At 36.8% G+C, this 20,581-nt stretch carries 26 protein-coding genes; 20 read left to right on the top strand and 6 right to left on the bottom strand.

All coding sequences use genetic code 11. From position 1 onward, the window contains the following. Nucleotides 1-157: 157 nt before the first annotated feature. The 3 genes from radA (at nt 158) to ODE14_RS17080 (ending at nt 2,782) form a co-directional block, all read left to right on the top strand. A complete protein-coding gene (gene radA / locus ODE14_RS17090; RefSeq protein ID WP_263602275.1) occupies nt 158-1,507 on the top strand; it encodes a DNA repair protein RadA in 1,350 nt (449 codons plus the stop codon). Between the two features lie 59 nt (nt 1,508-1,566). Beyond that, complete coding sequence (locus ODE14_RS17085; protein WP_248394920.1) at nt 1,567-2,121, top strand: transposase; 555 nt, start codon at nt 1,567-1,569, stop codon at nt 2,119-2,121. Nucleotides 2,122-2,188: 67 nt separating this feature from the next. Beyond that, entirely contained in the window at nt 2,189-2,782 is a 594-nt protein-coding gene (locus ODE14_RS17080; protein WP_263602274.1) for an ACP phosphodiesterase, read from the top strand. 1 nt (nt 2,783) lies between these two features. Here ODE14_RS17080 and ODE14_RS17075 read toward each other — a convergent pair whose 3' ends face one another. The 3 genes from ODE14_RS17075 to ODE14_RS17065 are packed head-to-tail and all read right to left on the bottom strand — an operon-like array spanning nt 2,784 to nt 3,801. Then, complete coding sequence (locus ODE14_RS17075) at nt 2,784-3,284, bottom strand: DUF6702 family protein (RefSeq protein WP_248394922.1); 501 nt, start codon at nt 3,282-3,284, stop codon at nt 2,784-2,786. Then, nucleotides 3,281-3,583: a hypothetical protein gene (locus ODE14_RS17070; protein ID WP_263602273.1), complete on the bottom strand. Its 303-nt coding sequence runs from the start codon at nt 3,581-3,583 to the stop codon at nt 3,281-3,283. The genes ODE14_RS17075 and ODE14_RS17070 overlap by 4 nt, the downstream gene beginning before the upstream one ends. Then, on the bottom strand, nt 3,559-3,801 hold the full coding sequence (locus ODE14_RS17065) for a hypothetical protein (RefSeq protein WP_248394924.1): 243 nt from the start codon (nt 3,799-3,801) through the stop codon (nt 3,559-3,561). Before ODE14_RS17065 ends, ODE14_RS17070 begins: the two co-directional genes overlap by 25 nt. A gap of 65 nt (nt 3,802-3,866) precedes the next feature. Between ODE14_RS17065 and ODE14_RS17060 the strand changes: the two genes are divergently transcribed. Both ODE14_RS17060 and ODE14_RS17055 read left to right on the top strand, forming a co-directional pair. Next, on the top strand, nt 3,867-4,445 hold the full coding sequence (locus tag ODE14_RS17060) for a HupE/UreJ family protein (RefSeq protein ID WP_263602272.1): 579 nt from the start codon (nt 3,867-3,869) through the stop codon (nt 4,443-4,445). A 68-nt stretch (nt 4,446-4,513) separates the two neighbouring features. After that, nucleotides 4,514-6,901 (top strand): M1 family metallopeptidase, encoded by a 2,388-nt coding sequence (locus ODE14_RS17055; protein ID WP_263602271.1) that lies wholly within the window; start codon nt 4,514-4,516, stop codon nt 6,899-6,901. Nucleotides 6,902-6,980: 79 nt separating this feature from the next. On the opposite strand, the gene ODE14_RS17050 is transcribed toward ODE14_RS17055, so the two are convergent. Next, a complete protein-coding gene (locus ODE14_RS17050; protein WP_263602270.1) occupies nt 6,981-7,895 on the bottom strand; it encodes a hypothetical protein in 915 nt (304 codons plus the stop codon). 165 nt (nt 7,896-8,060) lie between these two features. Here ODE14_RS17050 and groES point away from each other — a divergent pair, with 165 nt between their 5' ends. The 3 genes from groES (at nt 8,061) to groL (ending at nt 10,444) form a co-directional block, all read left to right on the top strand. Next, nucleotides 8,061-8,339 (top strand): co-chaperone GroES, encoded by a 279-nt coding sequence (gene groES, locus ODE14_RS17045; protein WP_029295711.1) that lies wholly within the window; start codon nt 8,061-8,063, stop codon nt 8,337-8,339. A 74-nt stretch (nt 8,340-8,413) separates the two neighbouring features. Further along, nucleotides 8,414-8,743: a four helix bundle protein gene (locus ODE14_RS17040; RefSeq protein WP_318173660.1), complete on the top strand. Its 330-nt coding sequence runs from the start codon at nt 8,414-8,416 to the stop codon at nt 8,741-8,743. Between the two features lie 75 nt (nt 8,744-8,818). Beyond that, on the top strand, nt 8,819-10,444 hold the full coding sequence (gene groL / locus ODE14_RS17035; RefSeq protein WP_248394928.1) for a chaperonin GroEL: 1,626 nt from the start codon (nt 8,819-8,821) through the stop codon (nt 10,442-10,444). A gap of 208 nt (nt 10,445-10,652) precedes the next feature. Here the strand turns inward: groL and ODE14_RS17030 are convergent, their stop codons facing one another. Then, nucleotides 10,653-11,012 (bottom strand): hypothetical protein, encoded by a 360-nt coding sequence (locus ODE14_RS17030; RefSeq protein WP_263602269.1) that lies wholly within the window; start codon nt 11,010-11,012, stop codon nt 10,653-10,655. Nucleotides 11,013-11,213: 201 nt separating this feature from the next. On the opposite strand from ODE14_RS17030, the gene ODE14_RS17025 reads away from it, so the two are divergent. The 6 genes from ODE14_RS17025 to ODE14_RS17000 all read left to right on the top strand — a co-directional run bounded on the left by ODE14_RS17025 (nt 11,214) and on the right by ODE14_RS17000 (nt 15,976). Then, complete coding sequence (locus ODE14_RS17025) at nt 11,214-11,381, top strand: hypothetical protein (RefSeq protein WP_263602268.1); 168 nt, start codon at nt 11,214-11,216, stop codon at nt 11,379-11,381. Beyond that, a complete protein-coding gene (locus ODE14_RS17020; RefSeq protein ID WP_263602267.1) occupies nt 11,374-11,802 on the top strand; it encodes a hypothetical protein in 429 nt (142 codons plus the stop codon). Before ODE14_RS17025 ends, ODE14_RS17020 begins: the two co-directional genes overlap by 8 nt. Nucleotides 11,803-11,913: 111 nt before the next feature. Then, nucleotides 11,914-12,786, top strand: coding sequence for an ELKS/Rab6-interacting/CAST family protein (locus tag ODE14_RS17015; protein WP_263602266.1), 873 nt, complete (start codon nt 11,914-11,916; stop codon nt 12,784-12,786). A gap of 674 nt (nt 12,787-13,460) precedes the next feature. After that, nucleotides 13,461-14,417 carry a hypothetical protein gene (locus tag ODE14_RS17010; RefSeq protein WP_263602265.1) on the top strand — a complete coding sequence of 319 codons (957 nt, stop codon included), beginning with the start codon at nt 13,461-13,463 and terminating at the stop codon, nt 14,415-14,417. A 257-nt stretch (nt 14,418-14,674) separates the two neighbouring features. After that, the gene (locus ODE14_RS17005) at nt 14,675-15,463 is read left to right on the top strand and encodes a hypothetical protein (RefSeq protein WP_263602264.1); all 789 of its coding nucleotides are present in this window, start codon (nt 14,675-14,677) and stop codon (nt 15,461-15,463) included. A gap of 3 nt (nt 15,464-15,466) precedes the next feature. Then, nucleotides 15,467-15,976: a hypothetical protein gene (locus ODE14_RS17000; protein ID WP_248394934.1), complete on the top strand. Its 510-nt coding sequence runs from the start codon at nt 15,467-15,469 to the stop codon at nt 15,974-15,976. A 76-nt stretch (nt 15,977-16,052) separates the two neighbouring features. Here the strand turns inward: ODE14_RS17000 and ODE14_RS16995 are convergent, their stop codons facing one another. Then, the gene (locus tag ODE14_RS16995) at nt 16,053-16,421 is read right to left on the bottom strand and encodes a winged helix-turn-helix transcriptional regulator (RefSeq protein WP_248394937.1); all 369 of its coding nucleotides are present in this window, start codon (nt 16,419-16,421) and stop codon (nt 16,053-16,055) included. Between the two features lie 127 nt (nt 16,422-16,548). Between ODE14_RS16995 and ODE14_RS16990 the strand changes: the two genes are divergently transcribed. The 6 genes from ODE14_RS16990 (at nt 16,549) to ODE14_RS16965 (ending at nt 20,508) form a co-directional block, all read left to right on the top strand. Further along, nucleotides 16,549-17,343 carry an SDR family oxidoreductase gene (locus ODE14_RS16990; RefSeq protein ID WP_248394938.1) on the top strand — a complete coding sequence of 265 codons (795 nt, stop codon included), beginning with the start codon at nt 16,549-16,551 and terminating at the stop codon, nt 17,341-17,343. A gap of 21 nt (nt 17,344-17,364) precedes the next feature. Next, nucleotides 17,365-17,679, top strand: coding sequence for a nuclear transport factor 2 family protein (locus ODE14_RS16985; protein WP_263602263.1), 315 nt, complete (start codon nt 17,365-17,367; stop codon nt 17,677-17,679). A gap of 194 nt (nt 17,680-17,873) precedes the next feature. Continuing rightward, nucleotides 17,874-18,533 carry a DUF2461 domain-containing protein gene (locus ODE14_RS16980; RefSeq protein ID WP_263602262.1) on the top strand — a complete coding sequence of 220 codons (660 nt, stop codon included), beginning with the start codon at nt 17,874-17,876 and terminating at the stop codon, nt 18,531-18,533. Between the two features lie 99 nt (nt 18,534-18,632). Next, on the top strand, nt 18,633-19,397 hold the full coding sequence (locus ODE14_RS16975) for a hypothetical protein (RefSeq protein WP_263602261.1): 765 nt from the start codon (nt 18,633-18,635) through the stop codon (nt 19,395-19,397). 111 nt (nt 19,398-19,508) lie between these two features. Next, complete coding sequence (arr, locus tag ODE14_RS16970; protein WP_263602260.1) at nt 19,509-19,931, top strand: NAD(+)--rifampin ADP-ribosyltransferase; 423 nt, start codon at nt 19,509-19,511, stop codon at nt 19,929-19,931. Nucleotides 19,932-19,956: 25 nt separating this feature from the next. Further along, nucleotides 19,957-20,508 carry a dihydrofolate reductase family protein gene (locus ODE14_RS16965; RefSeq protein WP_263602259.1) on the top strand — a complete coding sequence of 184 codons (552 nt, stop codon included), beginning with the start codon at nt 19,957-19,959 and terminating at the stop codon, nt 20,506-20,508. Nucleotides 20,509-20,581: the final 73 nt, after the last annotated feature.

Here is a 20,581-nt window from a genome sequence, read left to right as displayed (position 1 = left end):
CCGGGAAGACTGAGGTATTTCACAATACAATCTGTTAACTGCGCATGCAAAAGTGACATCACCACAAAAACCATCAAACTCAAAAAAATATTTTTCATGCCCGAAAATTAACTAAAATTCGAAAGAAAAATTCAAAAAAAATTTTGAACTTCGCAGTATGGCAAAACTTAAAACAGCATATTTCTGTCAGAACTGCGGAACACAATTTTCCCAATGGATGGGGCAATGCAAAAACTGTGGGCAATGGAATACCCTGGTGGAAGAAGTAGTAGAAAAAACCTCATCAAAAACACCTCCGTTTTCAAAATCAAAACAGCACGTGATCAATATCATTGAGGTTGAAACCAGCGAAGAACCAAGAATAAAAACCCCTTCCGAAGAACTCAACCGCGTTTTGGGTGGCGGAATTGTTCTAGGATCCGTAACCCTTATTGGCGGAGAGCCCGGAATCGGCAAATCTACCCTGCTTCTTCAGCTGGCTTTAAAGATGAAGAAAAAAATCTTCTATGTTTCCGGGGAAGAAAGTGCTTCGCAGATCAAGATGAGAGCCGACAGATTAACGGATATTCAGAATCCCAACTGTTTTTTGTTCACAGAAACCAGTCTTGAAAAAATTCTTCATGAAGCCAAAAAACTGGACCCTGATTTCGTTATTATCGATTCCATTCAGACGCTGCAGTCTCAATTAATTGAAAGCTCACCCGGAACGGTTTCTCAAATCCGGGAATGTTCAAACGAAATTATTAAATATGCTAAAGAAAATAATGTTCCCGTATTTTTAGTGGGTCATATTACCAAAGACGGGCAGATTGCCGGACCAAAGGTGCTGGAACACATGGTTGATGTCGTTTTAAATTTTGACGGCGACAGAAATCATCTCTTCCGATTATTAAGAGCCAACAAAAACCGTTTTGGATCCACTTCGGAAATTGGGATTTATGAAATGGTTTCCCAGGGATTAAAAGAAATTAAAAATCCTTCTGAAATCCTGATTACCAAAAAATTTGAAGAACTTTCCGGAAATTCAGTAGCCGTGACATTGGAAGGAAACCGTCCGATGCTGCTGGAAATTCAGGCATTGGTAAGTACGGCCGTTTATGGAACCCCACAAAGAAGTTCCACGGGTTTTGATGCCAAAAGACTGAATATGCTTCTTGCTGTTCTGGAAAAAAGAGCAGGTTTCCAGCTGGGTGCAAAAGATGTTTTCTTAAATATCACAGGAGGAATAAAAACAGATGATCCGGCACTGGATCTAGCCGTTGTCGCCTCTATTCTTTCCTCTAATGAAGATATTGCGATTTCCGAACATTATTGTTTTGCAGGAGAAATTGGCTTAAGCGGGGAAATTCGTCCGATTGCACAGGCGGAACAGCGGATTACAGAAGCTGAAAAATTAGGCTATGAGAAAATTTTTATTTCCAATCTCAATAAACTTCCAAAAAGAAAATTCGGAATCAAGATCGAAGAAGTGAGTAAAATTGAAGATTTCCATGAACGCCTTTTCTAAGACTGTTAGAGCTTAGAGCTCTAACAGTCTTGCCCTTTGCCAAACTAAAAAACACACGCATGAAAAAAAATATTTACCCTTTAGAGGCAGAATGCTTCTATCATATTTTCAACAGAGGAATTAATAGTCAAAAGATATTTTTTAATGATAGAAATTATCATTATTTTATCAAACTAATGGAATCCAAACTATCTTCAGTTGTCAATATCTATGCATATTGCTTGCTACAAAATCATTTTCACATTCTTGTTAAGATTAAATCAGAAAAGGAAATCCGATTAATATTCCCTCACAAAAATACAATTGAAGTTTCCAAGATCATAAGTCAGCAATTTTCCAATATGTTTAACAGCTATACCCAGGCTATCAATAAGCATTACGGAAGAACAGGAAAATTATTTGAACTGCCATTCAGGAGAAAGCTCATTGGCTCTCATGAGCAGTTGACCAATACCATCCTTTACATCCATAACAATCCGGTAAAACACGGAATAAACATGAATGCAGAAAATTATCGCTATTCGTCGTTATTTAGTATTAAAAATGGAATTAATGATCCATTGGTATCTTTAGACGCAATTAAAGCTTTGCTGGAAAGTTCAAAAGGCTGTTAGAGCTTAAAGCTCTAACAGCCTTCCCTGCACCCAGCTTTTTCAGCGGAAAATTTCTTATCTTCACGCTATGAATTACCTGGCCCATTCTTTCCTTACTTTCACCGACGGACAGATTGTCGGGCAGTTTCTGGAAGATTTTATCCGCAATAAAGACCGTTTTTCTTTTCCGAAAGATATTCAGGATGGTATTACTTTGCACCGCGCAACTGATACTTTTACAGATGCACATCCCGCCATTCATGAGGCAAAAAAAGTTTTTGCACCTTTGGTAAGATTATACGCCGGAGCCTTTGTAGATGTGGCAATGGATTATTTTGTAGCGAATGATTTAAACCTTAATTCTTTGGAAGGCTGGAAAAATCATTCCCAAAAGGTTTATCGCGTATTAAATGAAAATTATGACTTCCTTCCGGAAAATTTCAAAAGCATGCTTGTAAAAATGGAAGAAGGCGACTGGCTGTATAATTACCGTTTTGAAAAAAATATCGGTTACAGCATGAAAAATGTTCTGAACAAAGCAAAATATTTAGACACAGATATTGCTGTTCATGATGCTTTTTTAAGGAATAAAAATTTCCTTCAGGAATGTTACGATGATTTTTTTCCCGATCTTATGGAACATGCAAAAGGTATTAACGCTCTTTTACAGCTGGAAAATTAATTTAAAACTGTTGAAATAAGTAGCGATTCGGATAGGTCACTTTCTCGCTTTTCCTGTTTCCGTTGACGATAATGTGTACAATATTGATCTGATCATCAAATAAATTATATAAAAAACTCACTGCTGCTTCTACCTTCCTAGGATTTTCTATTTTCTCAGATTCGAGGTAAATATTTACGGATTCTTGGTCTTCTTCGTAACCAATAAACTTTACGTTCAGTAATTTATTATTTGCTTTTAGCTTAAAATATTCTGCAGAATAATTTTTCAATGCTTCATTAAGCTGTGGTTTAAATTTCGGATCATTGAAATGCAGTGATTTTCCATATTTGTTATTTAATCCATTCTCCAGATCATCCAGAAAAAAACGGCCGGTCATTTCAAATGTTTTTGATTTCTGATTGTAATTAATTTCTACAGAACCAACATGATAAGGATGTTTCAACTCCGTGAAAGAGAAAAATAGAATGAGAACGGAAAAGAAAAAAAAGAGATTTTTCATTGTAATAAACCAAGTATTTTTTGAGGATCTTGCCGCATATCGAAAAACAGAAGAACTTTGATTTGAGAATCATTTTCTTTACGGAAAAACATTCTTACATGCTTTTTGCCGATTAATACACTTCTTGTTTTTTGAAAGGAACTCTGGAACTGAGAATATTTTCCATTTTCAAGATCATCTGTTATTTTTTTTACATCCTCTAAGAAAATTACAATTTCACGATTAGTCCATACTTTCTTGAGAAATTCTATATTTTCGGCTAAAGTCTTTTTAGCTATTTCTGAGAATTCAACCTGCATATTTCTTCATCAATAAATTTAAAGAAATCTTTTTTTGAAATCATATCATCATTCTTCAGCGATTCTCCATACTTTTCGATCTCTTCAAAGACATGAGAGGGCAGACCTTCAAGCGTTTCATAATCATTCTTAACAATTCTTACCCCTTTCAATCTTTCTAAAAGTTGTTTGACGAAAAAATAATCTTCTTTGTTATCTATTTCTATTGTAAGGTTCATCAATTCAATTTTACACAAAGTTAAAATAAATTTTGTATCATCGCATTTCAAAAATAATATTAGAAATGCAGGATTTTTTATTCTATCTGAATCTCGGTTGGGAACACATTATTTCTTTGGATGCTCTCGATCATCAGCTTTTTGTATTGGCATTGATCGCTGTATATTCGTTTAATGATCTGAAGAAAATTTTAATTCTTGTTACGGCATTCACTATCGGTCACTCAATAACGTTAGCATTAAGTACTTTTGATATTATAAGAATCAATTCTGCTTGGGTAGAATTTCTCATTCCGCTTACCATTGTTTTAACTTCTCTGAATAATATTTTCATCCGAAATAAAAAGAAATCTCAAAATAACGCAAATTATTATTTAGCATTAATTTTCGGACTGATTCATGGGATGGGATTTGCCAATACGGCGCGGGTCATGATTGCCAAAAGCCAGAGTATTGCTGTTCCGCTGTTGGGTTTTAATATCGGGCTGGAGCTGGGGCAAATTGCAATTGTCTTCGGAATTTTAATGATTCTGTTCATTTTGTTAAAAGTTTTTAAAGTCAATCAGAAAGATTGGGTTCTTTTCGTGTCTTCAGGAGTCTTTGCCTTATCCTTAAAAATGACTTTAGAAAGAATTCCATTTTAAGCCTGAAACATTTTCAATTTTTCAGCTACTTATTATTATATTTGAAAATCTTTAAAACAATTTCGGTTATGAAACTAAAAGTTGTCATACTTTCCCTTTCTGTATTTGCATATACGGGTTTCACCGCACAAAATATTCAGAATAATCCCGGAAGCAATCACGGAAATAAATTCGAACAGCTTGGGACTATTCTTCCCACTCCTAATATTTACAGAACCGCTTCCGGAGCGCCCGGTCACGGATACTGGCAAAACAAAGCCGATTATAACATTACCGCCTATCTTGATGAAGATAAAAGAAATCTGAAAGGTTCCGAGACCATCACCTACTATAATAATTCTCCGGATGACCTTGATTATATATGGCTTCAGTTAGATGAAAATCAACAGTCAAACGTGAAAAAAGCAGACTTCCCGTATTCATCTACCATTCCGAAGGCTTCAAACGATCAGCAATTACGTCCTACCGAACTTCCTGTTTCGGATAACGGATACGGCGTGAACCTTGAAAAAGTAACAGACGCTTCCGGAAATACTTTAAAGTACACGGTAAACAAAACCATGATGCGTATTGATTTACCTAAAGTATTAAAAAAAGGAGAAAAGCTTGTTTTCAAAATAGATTGGAATTACAACATCCCGAACAGAATAAAAATGGGTGGCCGTGGTGGTTACGAAAATTTCCCGGAAGATGGAAACGATCTTTATACCATGACCCAATGGTATCCCAGAATGTGCGTATACAGCGATTTTCACGGTTGGCAGAATCACCAGTTTACGGGAAGAGGAGAATTCGCCCTCGTTTTCGGGAATTTTAAAGTTTCCATGAATGTTCCTGCAGATCATATCGTAGGCGGAACGGGAGAATGTAAAAACTATGATCAGGTCTTAACTTCAGAACAGTTAGCAAGATATAACAAGTCCAAAACTTCAGCAGAACCTGTTGAAATCGTAACCCTAGATGAAGCGAAAAAAGCAGAGAAAAACCATTCAAAACAGAGAAAAACGTGGACGTTTGAAGCCAATGACGTAAGAGATTTTGCATGGACTTCTTCAAGAAAATTCGTTTGGGATGGAATGGGCGTCCTTATTCCCGAGAATAACAACAAGGTAATGGCAATGAGCTTTTATCCCAAAGAGGCATATAATTTATACAGAAAATACTCAACCAAAGCGGTAGCGCATACCATCAAAACATATTCGGAGTTTACCATTCCTTATCCGTATCCTGTAGCGCAATCTGTGGAAGCAGCCAACGGGATGGAATATCCTATGATCTGCTTCAACTATGGAAGAACAGAAAAAGACGGAACGTATTCGGAGGGAATTAAAAACGGAATGCTGGGCGTAGTGATTCACGAAGTAGGACACAACTTCTTCCCGATGATCATTAACTCGGATGAAAGACAGTGGAGCTGGATGGATGAAGGACTGAATACTTTTGTGGAATATCTTACCGAAGAAAGATGGGACAATAAATTCCCGTCAAAAAGAGGACCGGCATGGACTATTGTGGATTACATGAAACTTCCTAAAGATCAGCTGGAACCCATCATGTCAAATTCTGAAAACATCATTCAGTTTGGTCCGAATGCCTATTCGAAACCGGCAACAGGATTGAACATCCTTCGTGAAACCATCATGGGAAGAGAGCTTTTTGATAAAGCTTTTAAAACCTATGCTAAAAGATGGGCTTTCAGACATCCTGAACCTGCAGATTTCTTCAGAACAATGGAAGATGCAAGCGGTGAAGACCTGGATTGGTTCTGGAGAGGATGGTTCTACGGAACAGATCCTGTAGATATTGCCATCGATAAGGTAACCATTGCAACTCCGGATCTTGAAACGCCTGCCAGACAAGCCAAAGAGACAAAATATAAAGTTGATAAGCCTGCTGTAAATGATTTTGAAGATATTTCAAAAATCAGAAACAGAGAAGATAAAAATATTACTTTCTATGTGGAGAAAGACAAGGAAGCTCAGGATTTCTATTACCGTTACGACAGAGGCCAGGAAAAAGTTGACAACAATAAAGAATATACCTTCAAAATAGAAGGGACCGAACCTTTAACGCAGAAGGAAAAAGATAAGTTTAAAAATCTTACCGCATACCAGATTGATTTTGTAAATAAAGGAGGCCTCGTAATGCCGATTATTCTTGAATTTACTTTCGAAGACGGAACAAAACTTACCGATAAATCTTCAGCACAGATCTGGAGACTGAATGAACAGAAAGTTTCCAGGACGTATTATTTCGACAAAAAATTAAAATCAATTCAGCTTGACCCGATGAGAGAAACAGCCGATATTGATACATCCAATAATTTCTGGAGCAGCGATGGCGGAAATGACCAGGTTTCCAAATTTGAATTATTCAAACAAAAAGAAGGCGGAAATACCAGAGGAGCTTCCAACGGAAAAGTAAATCCGATGCAGGCTTCAGGAAAAAAGCAGTGATAAGCTTCAGTTAATACAAAATAAAAAATATATTCTGATAAAATAATCCCTCACAAATTTTGTGAGGGATTGTTTGTTATTAATTACTTGGTTTAAAAGCAGTCCAGTTTACACCATCACTGACAAACATAACCGTTTTTGTTTTAGCGGCATTATTATCCAGTCCGACCATGAAAAAATTGCTTGCCCCGCCTACATTCGATGCATTAATAATAGTTCCTGTAGAAGTCTTTATTTCAGCCGTGTTGGAATTTGAAATATTCCTCACAAAAATAATTGCTCCGGGTGCTGAAACGGGATTCGGAAGGAAAAAATCATCGTCATTAACGGAAGGATTTACGCTTACCACTGTGCTTGTGATGTTGCTTCCGTTTGCAGTTAATGTCTGCGGTGTGGAACTGATCACGCCATTTACTTCCAGCTTGGTATTGGCCGTTCTTACCGTTGGGTCTACTCCGATGCCGAAATTACCGTCTTTATCTATAGAGCTGTTATAGTGGTTGACATAATTGCTTGAATTGGTAGGCGATGTTCCGAACCAGACTTCGCCACCTCCGTTACGGCCTGTTCTCAATACCAAAGAGCCTAATAAATTGGGCGCTGCAGCGGCAACATTATAAGCATATCCTTCAAATGCAGCAATAGATCTTCCATTTCCCACAACCGTAGGTGAAGCAGGTGTTCCACCCGTCATCACATTGTGATACGCGATAGACTGCGAAGTACTGGAACCCGAAAACAGCCCGACATTGATATCAGCATCGCCCTGGCCGGCTATAGACAACAGATCTATAGGATCAGCAGTACCAATGCCAACTTTTCCATCCGATTTTACGACAAAATCATTGAGTTCCTGGGTAGCCGTAGAAATGGCAGCATTATCCTTACCTCCGTCAATATGAAAAATACCTTTAGGTGTTGTAGTGTTTATACCCACCTGAGCACTGAATAGCAGGGGGCAAAACAAAAGTAATAAGACTTTGTTTTTCATCATTTTATATTTTTTTGAACCCCAAATGTACAAATTTGTTTAAATTAAAAATAAAAAGTGTCAAAATTTCACATTAAAAATAAAAATCTGCCATTTCAGCCACTCAAAAATGGTTGGCATACAATTAGCGAATTAGAAGACAGAAATAATTAAAAAATTAAATATATTATGTCAGTAAACTTTAAACCATTAGCAGACAGAGTTTTGATCGAGCCGATCGCTGCAGAAACTAAAACAGCTTCAGGTATTATTATTCCGGACACCGCAAAAGAAAAGCCGCAGGAAGGTACTGTGGTGGCAGTAGGCCCTGGAAAAAAAGATGAGCCTACAACTGTTAAAGTAGGTGACAAAGTTCTTTATGGAAAATATTCAGGTTCTGAATTAAAACTGGAAGGAAAAGATTATTTAATTGTAAAAGAAGGAGATCTTTTAGGAATAATCGGCTAATAGCTGATGGCTTTTGGCTAATGGCTTTCCAGCATTGAAACTAGCAAAATGAGAGATTTTAAAAAGTTTGAAGTTTGGCAATTGAGTCATCAATTAACTTTAAAAATTTATACTGCAACCAAAAACTTTCTAAAGAAGAAATTTTTGGATTAACCTCTCAGATCAGAAGATCATTTGCTTCAATCGGATATAATATTTCAGAAGGAAGTGGAAGAAATTCTGATAAAGAATTTGCTAATTTCATCAATATTGCATTAGGATCGTCCAACGAAGCCGAAAACCAGTTAATTCTTGCTAAAGATTTGGATTACATTGAGGAAAATGATTATCAAAATCTTTTATCTGGATTAACAACCTTAAAAAAGAAGCTTGCAACACTTTGGAACAGGCTAAACGGAAATTAAAAAATCAAATTATAAAAATAAACCGCGAATTGCTGAAGCCAAAAGCTAAAAGCAAATCGCCAAAAGCTTAAAACAATGGCAAAAGAAATAAAATTCGATATTGAATCAAGAGACGCTTTAAAAAGAGGGGTTGATGCATTGGCTAATGCAGTAAAAGTAACGTTAGGTCCAAAAGGAAGAAACGTGGTAATCGAAAAATCTTTCGGTGCTCCTCACGTAACCAAAGACGGGGTTTCTGTTGCAAAAGAAATCGAACTTGAAGACAAAGTTGAAAATATGGGTGCTCAGATGGTGAAGGAAGTGGCTTCCAAAACCAATGACATCGCGGGTGACGGTACGACTACTGCTACCGTTTTGGCACAGGCTATCGTAAGAGAAGGTCTTAAAAACGTAGCTGCTGGTGCAAACCCGATGGATCTTAAAAGAGGAATCGACAAAGCGGTAACTGCTGTTGTTGAAAACCTTAAATCTCAGTCTAAAACAGTGGGTGATTCTACGGAAATGGTAAAACAGGTTGCTTCCGTATCTGCTAACAATGACGAAACAATCGGTGCTTTGATCGCTGAAGCTTTCGGAAAAGTAGGTAAAGAAGGGGTAATCACCGTAGAAGAAGCAAAAGGAATCGATACAACGGTAGACGTTGTAGAAGGAATGCAGTTCGACAGAGGATACCAGTCGCCGTATTTCGTGACCAACCCTGAAAAAATGTTGGCTGAACTTGAAAATCCATACATCCTTTTAGTGGAGAAAAAAATCTCTTCTATGAAAGAATTACTTCCTGTTCTTGAGCCGATTGCTCAGGGAGGTAAATCTCTATTAATCATCTCTGAAGAAGTAGAAGGTGAAGCTTTAGCAACTTTAGTGGTAAACAAATTAAGAGGTTCTCTTAAAATTGCTGCCGTTAAAGCGCCTGGATTCGGGGACAGAAGAAAAGCAATGTTGGAAGATATCGCGATCTTAACTGGCGGACAGGTAATTTCTGAAGAGCAAGGTTTCACGATGGAAAACATCTCTTTGGATATGCTGGGAACTGCTGAAAAAGTTTCTATCGATAAAGACAACACAACGATCGTAAACGGTGGTGGTGAAGACAGCAAGATCAAAGGTAGAGTAAACCAGATCAAAGCGCAGATGGAAACGACTACTTCTGATTACGACAGAGAAAAACTTCAGGAAAGATTGGCTAAGTTAGCCGGTGGTGTTGCTGTTCTTTACGTAGGTGCTGCTTCTGAAGTAGAAATGAAAGAGAAAAAAGACAGAGTAGATGATGCACTTCACGCAACAAGAGCTGCTGTTGAAGAAGGTATCGTTGCCGGAGGTGGTGTTGCTTTGGTAAGAGCGATTGCTGCTTTAGAAAACCTTACAGGAATCAATTCTGACGAAAGCACAGGGATCAAAATCGTAAAAAGAGCGATCGAAGAGCCATTGAGACAAATCGTTGCCAACGCAGGGGGTGAAGGTTCTGTAATCGTTGCGAAAGTAGCAGAAGGACAAGGTGACTTCGGGTACAACGCAAAAACCGACGAGTATGTAAATATGCTTGAAGCAGGAATCATTGACCCTACGAAAGTAACAAGAGTAGCCCTTGAAAACGCAGCTTCCGTATCCGGAATGTTATTAACCACTGAATGTGTCATCACTGAAGTGAAAAAAGACGAACCGGCCATGCCAATGGGCGGAGGAATGCCAGGAATGATGTAACGGTCAGCGACCGAGACAATTTAATATACTAACCGTTCTGATTTTCAGAGCGGTTTTTAATTAACCTATATGCTAATCAAACAAACTAAGAATATCTAGAATTTCATAACTAAAATAGCCATTCCGTTTATGAATGGCTAAAATGTGGCGGGGCACTGGCATCGAACCAGCACACTAGCATATAATATTTAAAATTTAACATAAATCTTTAGTTGGTTGGTAACCCGCCTGCAATGCCAACAGCCCCGCCAATTTGCATAAAATTAATGCTTAAAAAAGTTAGAATAATTCCAATTATTAGATGAACAATTACAGTTTTTACTATTTCCATAAAATTTATTTTTTTAAAGTGAATAATTAAGTGACTGATAATAACAACTAAAACCTCTTTTAAATGCCAAACTTCAAAGAACTTTGCTAGGGTTCCCAGATCTTCAGGTTTCCCAATACACAAAGATATATTAATTTTACGGAGTAATAATAAAAAAACCAACACCAAAAATTCCCCCGATGTCGCGGTTTTGCATTTCGTAACTTTACAGCTACAAAAGTCTTTTTCTAATGTCATAAACACAAAAAATCACGAAAAACCATTTCGATAAGATCTTCAATCAATTAAACGTGACTTCCAACTTCTTCGTTAAATACACCAAGAGCTTTTGTGAGCGGTTTTTTTCGTTTCAGATTATCAAAAATTTGTAACTTTGAATAGCAACAGAAATTTAATTTCTTTGTTAAGGAAAATATTATTATAAATTAACTAATAACTATGGCTAAAAAATCAACACAAAAGCAATCTGATAATTCTAAAAAGATTGAAACATTCAGGAGTGCAGAAACTGGTCGATTCGTAACAAAACAGTTTGCTAAAAGAAATCCGAAAAGCACTATAAAAGAAACAAGAACGGGAGGCCCAAAATCACGAAATAATGGATGATAAAGATAATATAGGTAAATCTTTAAAAGATTGGCTAACTGATTTTTATGACGATACAGGAAAAATTAGTGAGCTAATTCGAAATGCAGCATTCGCAGGAATAGGAATAATTTGGATTTTTAAAAATTCAGATTCTTCAAAGAAAATGTTACCACTTGAATTAATTTGTCCTTTAACATTTCTTGTAATTGCTTTATTTTTTGATATAGTTCAGTACATTTGGAGAGCATTAAATATATATTTCTATTATAAAAAATATGAAAGTAAATATGATAAGAATCAAATTCGAAATAAAGATTTGGACGATGTAAAACTTCCTAATTATATCGAATATGGAACTTGGATATTTTTTATATTAAAAATTTTCTTCGTTTTATTTGCTTATCTTAAAATTTATTTTTTCTTAATTGAAAAAATATAGAAGCAAAAAAATTTGTTAAAATGTTAATGGCTTAAGCTTACTTTACAAACAGCTATAAATGGAGATCTATAATAATTTTATAACAGATAGCAATTCAAAAATATTTATAAAATGAACTATGAATTTGATTTAGAAACATCTATTAAATGGATTCAATTAATTTTAAATTTTTTGGCAGTAGGAACAGGTGCCATAATTTATAAATCATACATTGAAAATTTAAGATCTACTATTTTATCCAAAGATGAACAAGTGAAAACAATAGAAAAACATTTAAATTTTTGGAAAGACAAAGCGAATGATTTGGAAAAGAAATCTCCTGAATTTATGGAGAACGCACTAAATCAAAGGATAAAAACAAGAGAAGATGAAATCAAAAGATTAAGTGAAGATAAAGGTGTACACCAGAAAGAAATTGAAATTCAAAAACAAGAGCTATCAATTTTAAAGATTGAGCTTGCAAAGACTAGGGATTTCAAAACAAATTTATCTTTTATCGGGGAAGATTTTGATGATTACTTTTTTTCACGCGAAGGCGATTTAGAAATTGTAGAAATTGGAATTGTTGGAGTTGATAGTGGACAACTTATGATTACTGATCCTTTATATATTCGAGATGAATGGCAAGAAGAAGAATTTGAAGACTTAAGAATTTACAAAGACGTTACAACTGGAAAAACTTATCAATACCAAAAAGACTTTGACAATTATCAAAATGTAATTGAAGGTTTTGATATTGACGTAAATGAATTAATTAAAATAGAAAGATTCGTTGAAGTACCAATTAAGAGAGATTTTAATTATTCATATGCAGGTGCATCCTATGCAACTTTGACAAATGAAGGATATGGAGAATTAAAATTTAAAAACGGTGAAACAGGAGCTGGCGTTTCATTTCGTACAGCTTTTGGAGACGGTATTTACCCTGTTTATGGTGAAAAATATGATGATAAGTTAATAAGAATTTATATAAACGTTATTTGAGTATTACTGCAGAGAATAACGTATTGCCAAAAGTTGGGACTGAAGTACTTATACTGAACTTTGCTTTATTGAGCTATAGTATTTATTTAAGTTTGATACTAAGGTCTTTGCCTTTGATAATGTCCGCAACATTAATGATAATCCTTAATAAACAAAACATTCAAAAACTATAATCCCCACGCTGGCGCGAGCTTCCAAGCTCGTGTCATCTCCCTTAGCAGAGCAATATTTCTCCGGATCTTTCCCACAAATTGCACAAGACCTCCGTACATCTCCGTTGGTTACCCACAACTTGTGCAAGACATCCGTAGTCCTCCGGAGGTTTCCCGCAAGTTGCGCAAGACTTCCGTACATCTCCGGAAGTGTAAAACAAGAGTGTTTGTAACCTCCGTACACTGCATTTCGTTTCCCGCAAGTTGTGGGAGACTTCCTGCAACTGCATTTAGTCATAAACATACTTGTTGTTAACCTCCTGCAATTGCATTTGGTTTCCCGCAAGCTGTGGGAGACTTCCTGCAGCTGCATTTCATCATAAACACATCTGTTGGTAATCTCCTGCAAATAGTACCCTAATGGGTTATTGATTCACTTTTGTTCCGGCTCTAATTTTACAAATAAAAAACGGGGATGCTAAAAACCGGGAACAGAGTAAGCCACAACTAAAAATTAGAGCTATGAAAAACTTATTGATCACCATTACATTATGCACAAGCTGCATTGCCTATTCTCAATGCAATTTTGACCAGACCGCATTTGACGGTATTGCTGCAAAGTATCAAAATGACTTTACTACATTAGAAAAAAGATCGCAGGACATTGCAGACGAAGCGCCGAATCCCAATGCTGTAGGAGCTGCAATAAATATGGACTTTGATTTTAAAATGGTCCGTAAAGACTTTTCATGCAGCATACCGCAGATAACGATGAAGGACAAAAAACTATCATTCGACACACCACAGGTTACCATGAAACTGAAATCCATAAAATTTAAAAAACCTGTAACCAAGATGGTACTAAAGAAAACGGGACAATATCCGGTGTTCAAAGGATGGACTGTAAAATGGAAAGACATAAAAACTTCAGTGCCGGTAGTGACCATGGAAGAACAGGAAATTAAAACAAAAATACCCGAAGTAAAAGTCGAAACTACCGACATCATAACTGCCATCCCTGAAATAAAAATGGTAAAAAAGGACATGTCTCTCAATTTGCCGTCGGTAACGGTAAAAAAAGTAACCGCTGAAGTAAAAAAAATAGAAGACCGTGCAAAAGGTGTTTCTGTGGAAAGTGAAAAGCTTCAGGAATCTCAAAATGAAGAATTTGCCCAGGCCATCCATAAAAGTTTTGAATGTCAGCGAACAGATTTGATTGTTTCCAGGACAAATCTGGAAAGTGAATTTTCAACCTCTGTTTCAGAAATTGAAAACAGTATTGCTCAGTTAAGAGCTAATGGCTTAAATCCTGAATCCATAAAGGGTGATCAGGGTGAAGATATCAACCTTATTGCGATCAGAGATGAACTGCTTTTAAAAAAGAAAGAAGCTTTTGAGCAAATCGATGCAGCCATCGAAAAAATGAATACGGAAGAAAAAAATGCAATCAGTATGCTGGCAAAGAAAACAGAAGCATAACGGCGTATCACTGAAACAGCTTCATACTGCTAACCGTTCTGATTTTTCAGAATGGTTTTTTGTTTTACAAAATAGGGTATCATAGGCAAGATTAAAAACGTGCAGCTGTTTTGCTTTTTCTATTCTTCACTTCAAAATTTTGGTTTAAGTTTGTGCTATAGAAATATGGCTTCATTCCTTCTTTTTTATTCAAATTCTTTGAAGGCTCGTTGCACATACTTCTGTGTCACACATAATTTAAATAACATTCGCTAACCATGAAATTCAGATTAACTTTTGCCATTCTTCTATTGGTTTTTTCTCACATATTTTCACAAACAAAACTTTTTGAAAGTATCAAAAATGAAAATTCAGATTCACTGAAAATAATCGGGATGTATTATAACTGGGATCAAAACAAAACATATGAGAAATATAATTTTTACATAACCGATAAAAAAACCATCGATTCTCTCATTAATAATACCTACTATAATGGATTAACAGAAAATATATCTGAACAAAACAATTTTTCAATTATTGTAACCAAGAATAATCAAATTCTTGATCGATGGTCCGTAAGTCCCAAATTTGAAAATATTAATATAAAAGGAAAGTCTCACAAATTTGATATTTCAACATTGGCCAGGCTTGCCGAAAAATTTCCATTCAAATACAACTGGTATAAGCAGGAATTCAAAAACAGAGCAGAGTTCGAAAAGTTTTACAGCAATAAAATCAAGGATAAGAATACATTATTTATTTACAAACCGGACTTTGTCTATGAGGGATCTTTCGAGATCCAATTCCCTAAAAATGAAACATTTCTTCACCCAAAAGCTATTGATGAATATTTAAGACCCAAAATAGAGAAAATAGCCAAAGATGAAAAATTTAGCATTGGCTATGTCCTGACAGAATTTAATATGAAAAACAGAGACCAGTACACCATGACGGTTTCGGGTTCAAAAAATATTTTTAACAAGCTAAAGGAAACAGAAGGGAAAAAAGGAAACTGGGTACCCACAAAACTGGAAGCGCAGATATTTGAGAAAACAGAATTTTGAGTCATGAATAAAGTAAAATTCAGACATCATCTCAATGAAGCAACAAAGCTTTTATTTGAATTAACAAAGACACTTTGCTATAATAATCTTAAAGACGACTCTAGATACATAATAACTCCAAACTCACGGACAGTTGATGAGCACTTAAATGAAAAAGAAATTGTTATCTTAAAAACATGGAATCAATATGAAGGTAAACTTTTAACAGCCGAGCAGATAATTGATCTTCTTTACCATGATAATAAAGTACCTGTCTGGATTAATATGACAATAGATGAAGCAAGACCTGATATAACCGTAATAGATTTGCTTTGTAGCAGACGGCTTAGAGATGAAACCGAATTGATGCATCCGGGAGTTCCACCATTTCACATACAAGTTGCAATACCTCCGGACAATTTAAAAATAGAAGTTGATGGAAGGTTTGATATTAATTGGAAAAAAAAGCATGACGAAAACCAAAAACCTAAAGGAATTTTAAATACTTTGAAAAAATTGATAAAGAAAAACTGATTTCCGCAGACATAAGCGTCCCGATCGTACCTACCAACCGCTGGCGCGAATGTCTCACTCGTGCCTACAACTAAAACTATTCATTCTCACCATTCAGGCGCTTCAGAATAACCGTCCGCAAATGTTCTTCATGGGTATCGCCCCAATTTCCCAACGCCGCAATGACGGGAATCAATGTTTTTCCGAAATCCGTTAGGCTGTACTCTACTTTGGGCGGGACTACCGGATAGATTTTTTTGGTAATCAATTCATGATCTTCCAGTTCTTTCAGCTGAATATTCAATACGCGTCTGGTGGCATCCGGGATTTTTCGCTGCAGCTCGCTCGGACGCAGATGTCCCTGATGAATAAACCACAGCAAACGGATTTTCCATTTGCCGTACAGCACTTCGCCTATTAGATCCAAACCGCAATTCAGGTTGGGTAAAATTTTCCGTTCATACATAAAGCAAATGTATACCTATGTTCCAAATTGTGCAATAGGGGAAAAATTGTTCCCTATCCGAATCGTAATTCCGTACTTGTGAGGCGCGTACATAAGTCTCAACTTTGCCATAAACAAAACAATCAAAATGGAACAGCAATTTAATTTCAACAATGAACTGTCAGGCAAAATCGCATTGGTAACCGGAGGCACAAAAGGAGCCGGAAAAGCAATTGCAGAAAGGCTTTTACAGGCCGGTGCAACAGTCATCATTACCGCAAGAAACACTCCCGAAGAGGAAAATGGAAACCTGCATTTTATTGCAGCGGATTTAAGCAAATCAGAAGGTTCACAAAAAGTAGTCAGCGAAGTGCTGACAACCTATGGAAGGCTCGATATCCTGGTAAACAACCTCGGTTCTTCCGAAACACCCGCGGGAGGTTTTGCCGTATTAACGGATGAAAACTGGGAATCAACGCTTCAGGCCAACCTGCTTGCTCCCGTTCGTCTGGACAGAGGATTCTTACCCCAAATGATCGGTCAGAAAAGCGGTGTTATTATCCACATTGCTTCTATTCAGGGTAAACTGCCGCTGTATGATTCTACTTTGCCTTATGCCGCTGCCAAAGCGGGATTAATCAATTACAGCAAAAGCTTATCCAATGAAGTAACGCCAAAAGGGGTTCGTGTGCTGACGGTTTCTCCGGGATGGATCAATACACAGGCATCGGTAGCATGGCTGGGCGAGATCGCAAGAAATGCAAATACTACTGTAGAAGAAGCGCAGCAGGGTGTCATGGATGCATTAGGCGGAATCCCTTACGGAAGACCTGCCGAACCGGAAGAAGTAGCGGAATTAGTCGGCTTTCTTGTTTCGCCGAGAGCCGCTTATTTAACAGGAACCAATTTTGTCATCGACGGCGGAACCATACCAACCATTTAATCAACTTAAAATTTTAATACAATGAATTTACCAAACGTAGTAACCGAATTAGTAAAAGCGCAGAACAATTTCGACAGCGCAGCATACGCCAACTGTTTTACCGAAACAGCCGTAGTGTTTGATGAAGGAAAGACACACAACGGAAGAACCGAAATAAAAGACTGGATCGACAAAGCCAATAAAGAATACCAGGCAACGATGAAACCGTTAGACTATTCGGAAGCGGAACATACCTTAAAAGCTGAAGTTGCAGGCAATTTTCCGGGAAGTCCGGCGATCCTTACCTATTATTATGAATTTGAAGACGGATTGATCCGGTCTTTGAAAATCGTATAATCCATTAAGCATAACTATTTAAATGCAAGGCTGAAGTTTGTACTTCAGCTTTTGTGCTTCTGGTAAAGTTTTGCACCTCCAAACCCTTAATGTTTATCACCATACCCAACGTCGGCGCTGGTGCCTCATACAGCAATCACTATTAATAATGCTTTAACAGGAACAATATTGTAATTTTGTTTAAAATAGACATCATGAAAAAAACCTTTGAATTCCTGAAACAACTTGAGAAAAACAATAATCGCGAATGGTTTGCATCGCACAAAGAAGAATATGAATCAGCAGTCAGAGAAAACAAAATGCTTTTCAATAAGGTGCATGCTGAACTTCAGAAATACGACAATATAAAAGGAATTCATATTTTCAGGATATACAGAGATGTCCGGTTTTCAAAGGATCAGATGCCGTACAAAACCAATTTCGGAGCCGGGTACTCCCGTGTTAAACCAATGCTGAGAGGCGGATATTATATTCACCTGGAGCCCGGTAACAGCTTTGTAGGCGGCGGATTCTGGGGACCGGATGCCAAAGATCTGCTCCGTATCCGGAAAGAATTTGAAATCAGCACCTCTGAAATTGAAAAAATTACTTCGGACAAAACGTTCATCAGGTATTTTAAAGAAATTCAGGGTGATGCAGTGAAAACAGCACCCAGGGGTTTTGATAAAAACCACCCTTCGATTGACCTGATCCGGAAAAAGCAATATGTGGTGATGAGAAAATTTACCGATCAGGAAGTTGCATCGGAAGGGTTTCTGAAAGAAGCATTACTCACTTTCCTTGCCATGCGCCCTTTCTTTGACTACATGAGCGGAGTGCTTACTACGGATCTGAACGGGGAATCTTTAATTTAAACTTTATCTGATCCTTCAGGAACTGCTCAGAAAACATTTAAAATTTAATCTTTAAAAAGAATACGTGTTTGTAATTACTTATATTAGAAAACAATAATTATGAAATACTTTATCAGCCTTGTATTACTGTGTTTTTCTATAGCTTTATTTTCACAGCAGCCATATCATCCGAAATATATTGTTCCACAAACCATAGAAATTGATTCTCTTTACCAAACGGAAGATATCAATTTATTTTATTTAAAACCGGTACAGTATATCGGCAATTTTCAAAAAGAAATATCGCTGGAGTATAATGATTCGGATAGATATAGCAAAATCCTTGAAAATAATTACAGAACCAAAAATCATAACGAACTGAATAAGGAGTTTATGACACGGAAATATGAAAACATTATCATTTTTGTGGATATATCCCAAAAGACGCCTTTAAAAAGAACAGAACTGGACACCTTAAAAATTTCTTTCGAAGAATATGATGCTAAACTCGACAGTCTAAACTCCGGAATGCAGATTGTCCATCCCATTCCTTTCCTTTCAACTTATTATGAGGGCTTTCCGGTAACTATATATAACTCAGGAAATAAAGAAAACATCATAGGCTTCGGAAATACGGTAGCTTTGGAACTGGAAGCGCTCGATAAAGAAAATAAATGGCAGAAAATCTATCCTTACCGCTACTATTCTTGTGGAACGGGCATTAAGTTTTTTGTCCTAAAACCTGATGAAATTGCTACAGTATTTGAGCCGCGCCTGAGCGGTGATTTTCATACGCGGTTCAGATACAGATTAGGAAATATCATTTCCAATGAATTTGAAGGAAACATCAACTACAATTACATAACCCATAGCCAGACCCAATAAAATAATTTAAAGATTATAGCAATGTTCATATGATTCTGATCTCAGCTTATTTTTCCATGTAAAAACAAATTCTTAAGTTTACAGGTTACTCAAAATTCAAAACAAATCACAATGGAAAACAAAGAGCAACACATTTCTGATCATGGTCCATTCTATCACGGGACAAAAGCTGACCTGAAAATCGGGGACATGCTTACCGCCGGATTTGAATCCAATTATTATCCGGAGATTATGATGAACCACATCTATTTCACAGCTTTACAAAACGGGGCCGGACTTGCAGCGGCACTGGCAAAAGGTGATGGAAAGGAACGTGTCTACATCGTGGAACCTACCGGAGCATTTGAAAATGACCCGAACGTAACCGATAAAAAATTCCCCGGAAACCCTACCCGCTCCTATCGCAGCACGGCTCCTCTTAAAATTGTGGGCGAAGTAACCGAATGGATCAGGCTTACCGATGAAGAAATCCAAAACTGGAAGGAAAGAATCGCAAAACTAAGGGAAAATCCAGGTGCGGAAATTATCAATTAAATCATCACAACAATTCTTTAGTCTTATGAAAAAAATAATCTTAGACCTTGCTGTAACGCTAGACGGGTTTATTGAAGGGCCAAACGGCGAAATCGACTGGTGTATCATGGATGATGATATGGATTTTGATGGCTTTCTTGAAAACATCGATACCATATTTTACGGAAGAGTAAGCTATGATTCCTGGGGAAATTATCATCCGGGAGAAGATGCCGGAGAAGAAGAAATACAGTTCTGGAAAAAAATACATGCTAAGAAAAAAGTAGTATTCTCCCATCATCAAAGGGAAGATCAGAATGCCGTTTTCACCAATGATATTGAGAAAACAGTGCAGGAAATAAAACAGCAGCCGGGAAAAGACATCTGGCTGTATGGCGGTGCCGGACTCATCAGAACGTGTATTAATCTGAACCTGATAGACATTTACAGAATCTCCGTTCATCCGGTTGCCTTAGGAGACGGAAAACCTTTATTTGAAGAATTGAAGGAAAGATTATATTTGAAGCTGATCAAAACCAATATTTTCAGATCCGGAGTCGTACAGCTGATCTATGAACCTTTACATCACAACCAATAACCATAACAACATGACCTATTGAGGGCAGCATTATCTCTGCTGATTATTCGGCTATAGTGCATACAGCAGCGAT

It is taken from the genome of Chryseobacterium sp. PET-29 (assembly GCF_025736815.1).
Lineage (GTDB): Bacteria > Bacteroidota > Bacteroidia > Flavobacteriales > Weeksellaceae > Chryseobacterium > Chryseobacterium nepalense.
This window is presented reverse-complemented; position numbering and strand designations above follow the sequence as displayed.

Excerpts from the sequence above, each read along its gene's own strand:
- ODE14_RS17020 (WP_263602267.1), top strand. The coding sequence starts at position 11,374 with ATGGATGATAAAGATAATATAGGTAAATCTTTAAAAGATTGGCTAACT.
- ODE14_RS17005 (WP_263602264.1), top strand. The coding sequence starts at position 14,675 with ATGAAATTCAGATTAACTTTTGCCATTCTTCTATTGGTTTTTTCTCAC.
- groES (WP_029295711.1), top strand. The coding sequence starts at position 8,061 with ATGTCAGTAAACTTTAAACCATTAGCAGACAGAGTTTTGATCGAGCCG.
- ODE14_RS17080 (WP_263602274.1), top strand. The coding sequence starts at position 2,189 with ATGAATTACCTGGCCCATTCTTTCCTTACTTTCACCGACGGACAGATT.
- ODE14_RS17055 (WP_263602271.1), top strand. The coding sequence starts at position 4,514 with ATGAAACTAAAAGTTGTCATACTTTCCCTTTCTGTATTTGCATATACG.
- ODE14_RS17075 (WP_248394922.1), bottom strand. The coding sequence starts at position 3,284 with ATGAAAAATCTCTTTTTTTTCTTTTCCGTTCTCATTCTATTTTTCTCT.
- radA (WP_263602275.1), top strand. The coding sequence starts at position 158 with ATGGCAAAACTTAAAACAGCATATTTCTGTCAGAACTGCGGAACACAA.
- ODE14_RS17060 (WP_263602272.1), top strand. The coding sequence starts at position 3,867 with ATGCAGGATTTTTTATTCTATCTGAATCTCGGTTGGGAACACATTATT.
- ODE14_RS16965 (WP_263602259.1), top strand. The coding sequence starts at position 19,957 with ATGAAAAAAATAATCTTAGACCTTGCTGTAACGCTAGACGGGTTTATT.
- ODE14_RS17085 (WP_248394920.1), top strand. The coding sequence starts at position 1,567 with ATGAAAAAAAATATTTACCCTTTAGAGGCAGAATGCTTCTATCATATT.
- ODE14_RS17065 (WP_248394924.1), bottom strand. The coding sequence starts at position 3,801 with ATGAACCTTACAATAGAAATAGATAACAAAGAAGATTATTTTTTCGTC.
- ODE14_RS16995 (WP_248394937.1), bottom strand. The coding sequence starts at position 16,421 with ATGTATGAACGGAAAATTTTACCCAACCTGAATTGCGGTTTGGATCTA.
- ODE14_RS16990 (WP_248394938.1), top strand. The coding sequence starts at position 16,549 with ATGGAACAGCAATTTAATTTCAACAATGAACTGTCAGGCAAAATCGCA.
- ODE14_RS17000 (WP_248394934.1), top strand. The coding sequence starts at position 15,467 with ATGAATAAAGTAAAATTCAGACATCATCTCAATGAAGCAACAAAGCTT.
- ODE14_RS17050 (WP_263602270.1), bottom strand. The coding sequence starts at position 7,895 with ATGATGAAAAACAAAGTCTTATTACTTTTGTTTTGCCCCCTGCTATTC.
- ODE14_RS16975 (WP_263602261.1), top strand. The coding sequence starts at position 18,633 with ATGAAATACTTTATCAGCCTTGTATTACTGTGTTTTTCTATAGCTTTA.
- ODE14_RS17030 (WP_263602269.1), bottom strand. The coding sequence starts at position 11,012 with ATGACATTAGAAAAAGACTTTTGTAGCTGTAAAGTTACGAAATGCAAA.
- ODE14_RS16980 (WP_263602262.1), top strand. The coding sequence starts at position 17,874 with ATGAAAAAAACCTTTGAATTCCTGAAACAACTTGAGAAAAACAATAAT.
- groL (WP_248394928.1), top strand. The coding sequence starts at position 8,819 with ATGGCAAAAGAAATAAAATTCGATATTGAATCAAGAGACGCTTTAAAA.
- ODE14_RS17070 (WP_263602273.1), bottom strand. The coding sequence starts at position 3,583 with ATGCAGGTTGAATTCTCAGAAATAGCTAAAAAGACTTTAGCCGAAAAT.
- arr (WP_263602260.1), top strand. The coding sequence starts at position 19,509 with ATGGAAAACAAAGAGCAACACATTTCTGATCATGGTCCATTCTATCAC.
- ODE14_RS17025 (WP_263602268.1), top strand. The coding sequence starts at position 11,214 with ATGGCTAAAAAATCAACACAAAAGCAATCTGATAATTCTAAAAAGATT.
- ODE14_RS17010 (WP_263602265.1), top strand. The coding sequence starts at position 13,461 with ATGAAAAACTTATTGATCACCATTACATTATGCACAAGCTGCATTGCC.
- ODE14_RS17015 (WP_263602266.1), top strand. The coding sequence starts at position 11,914 with ATGAACTATGAATTTGATTTAGAAACATCTATTAAATGGATTCAATTA.
- ODE14_RS16985 (WP_263602263.1), top strand. The coding sequence starts at position 17,365 with ATGAATTTACCAAACGTAGTAACCGAATTAGTAAAAGCGCAGAACAAT.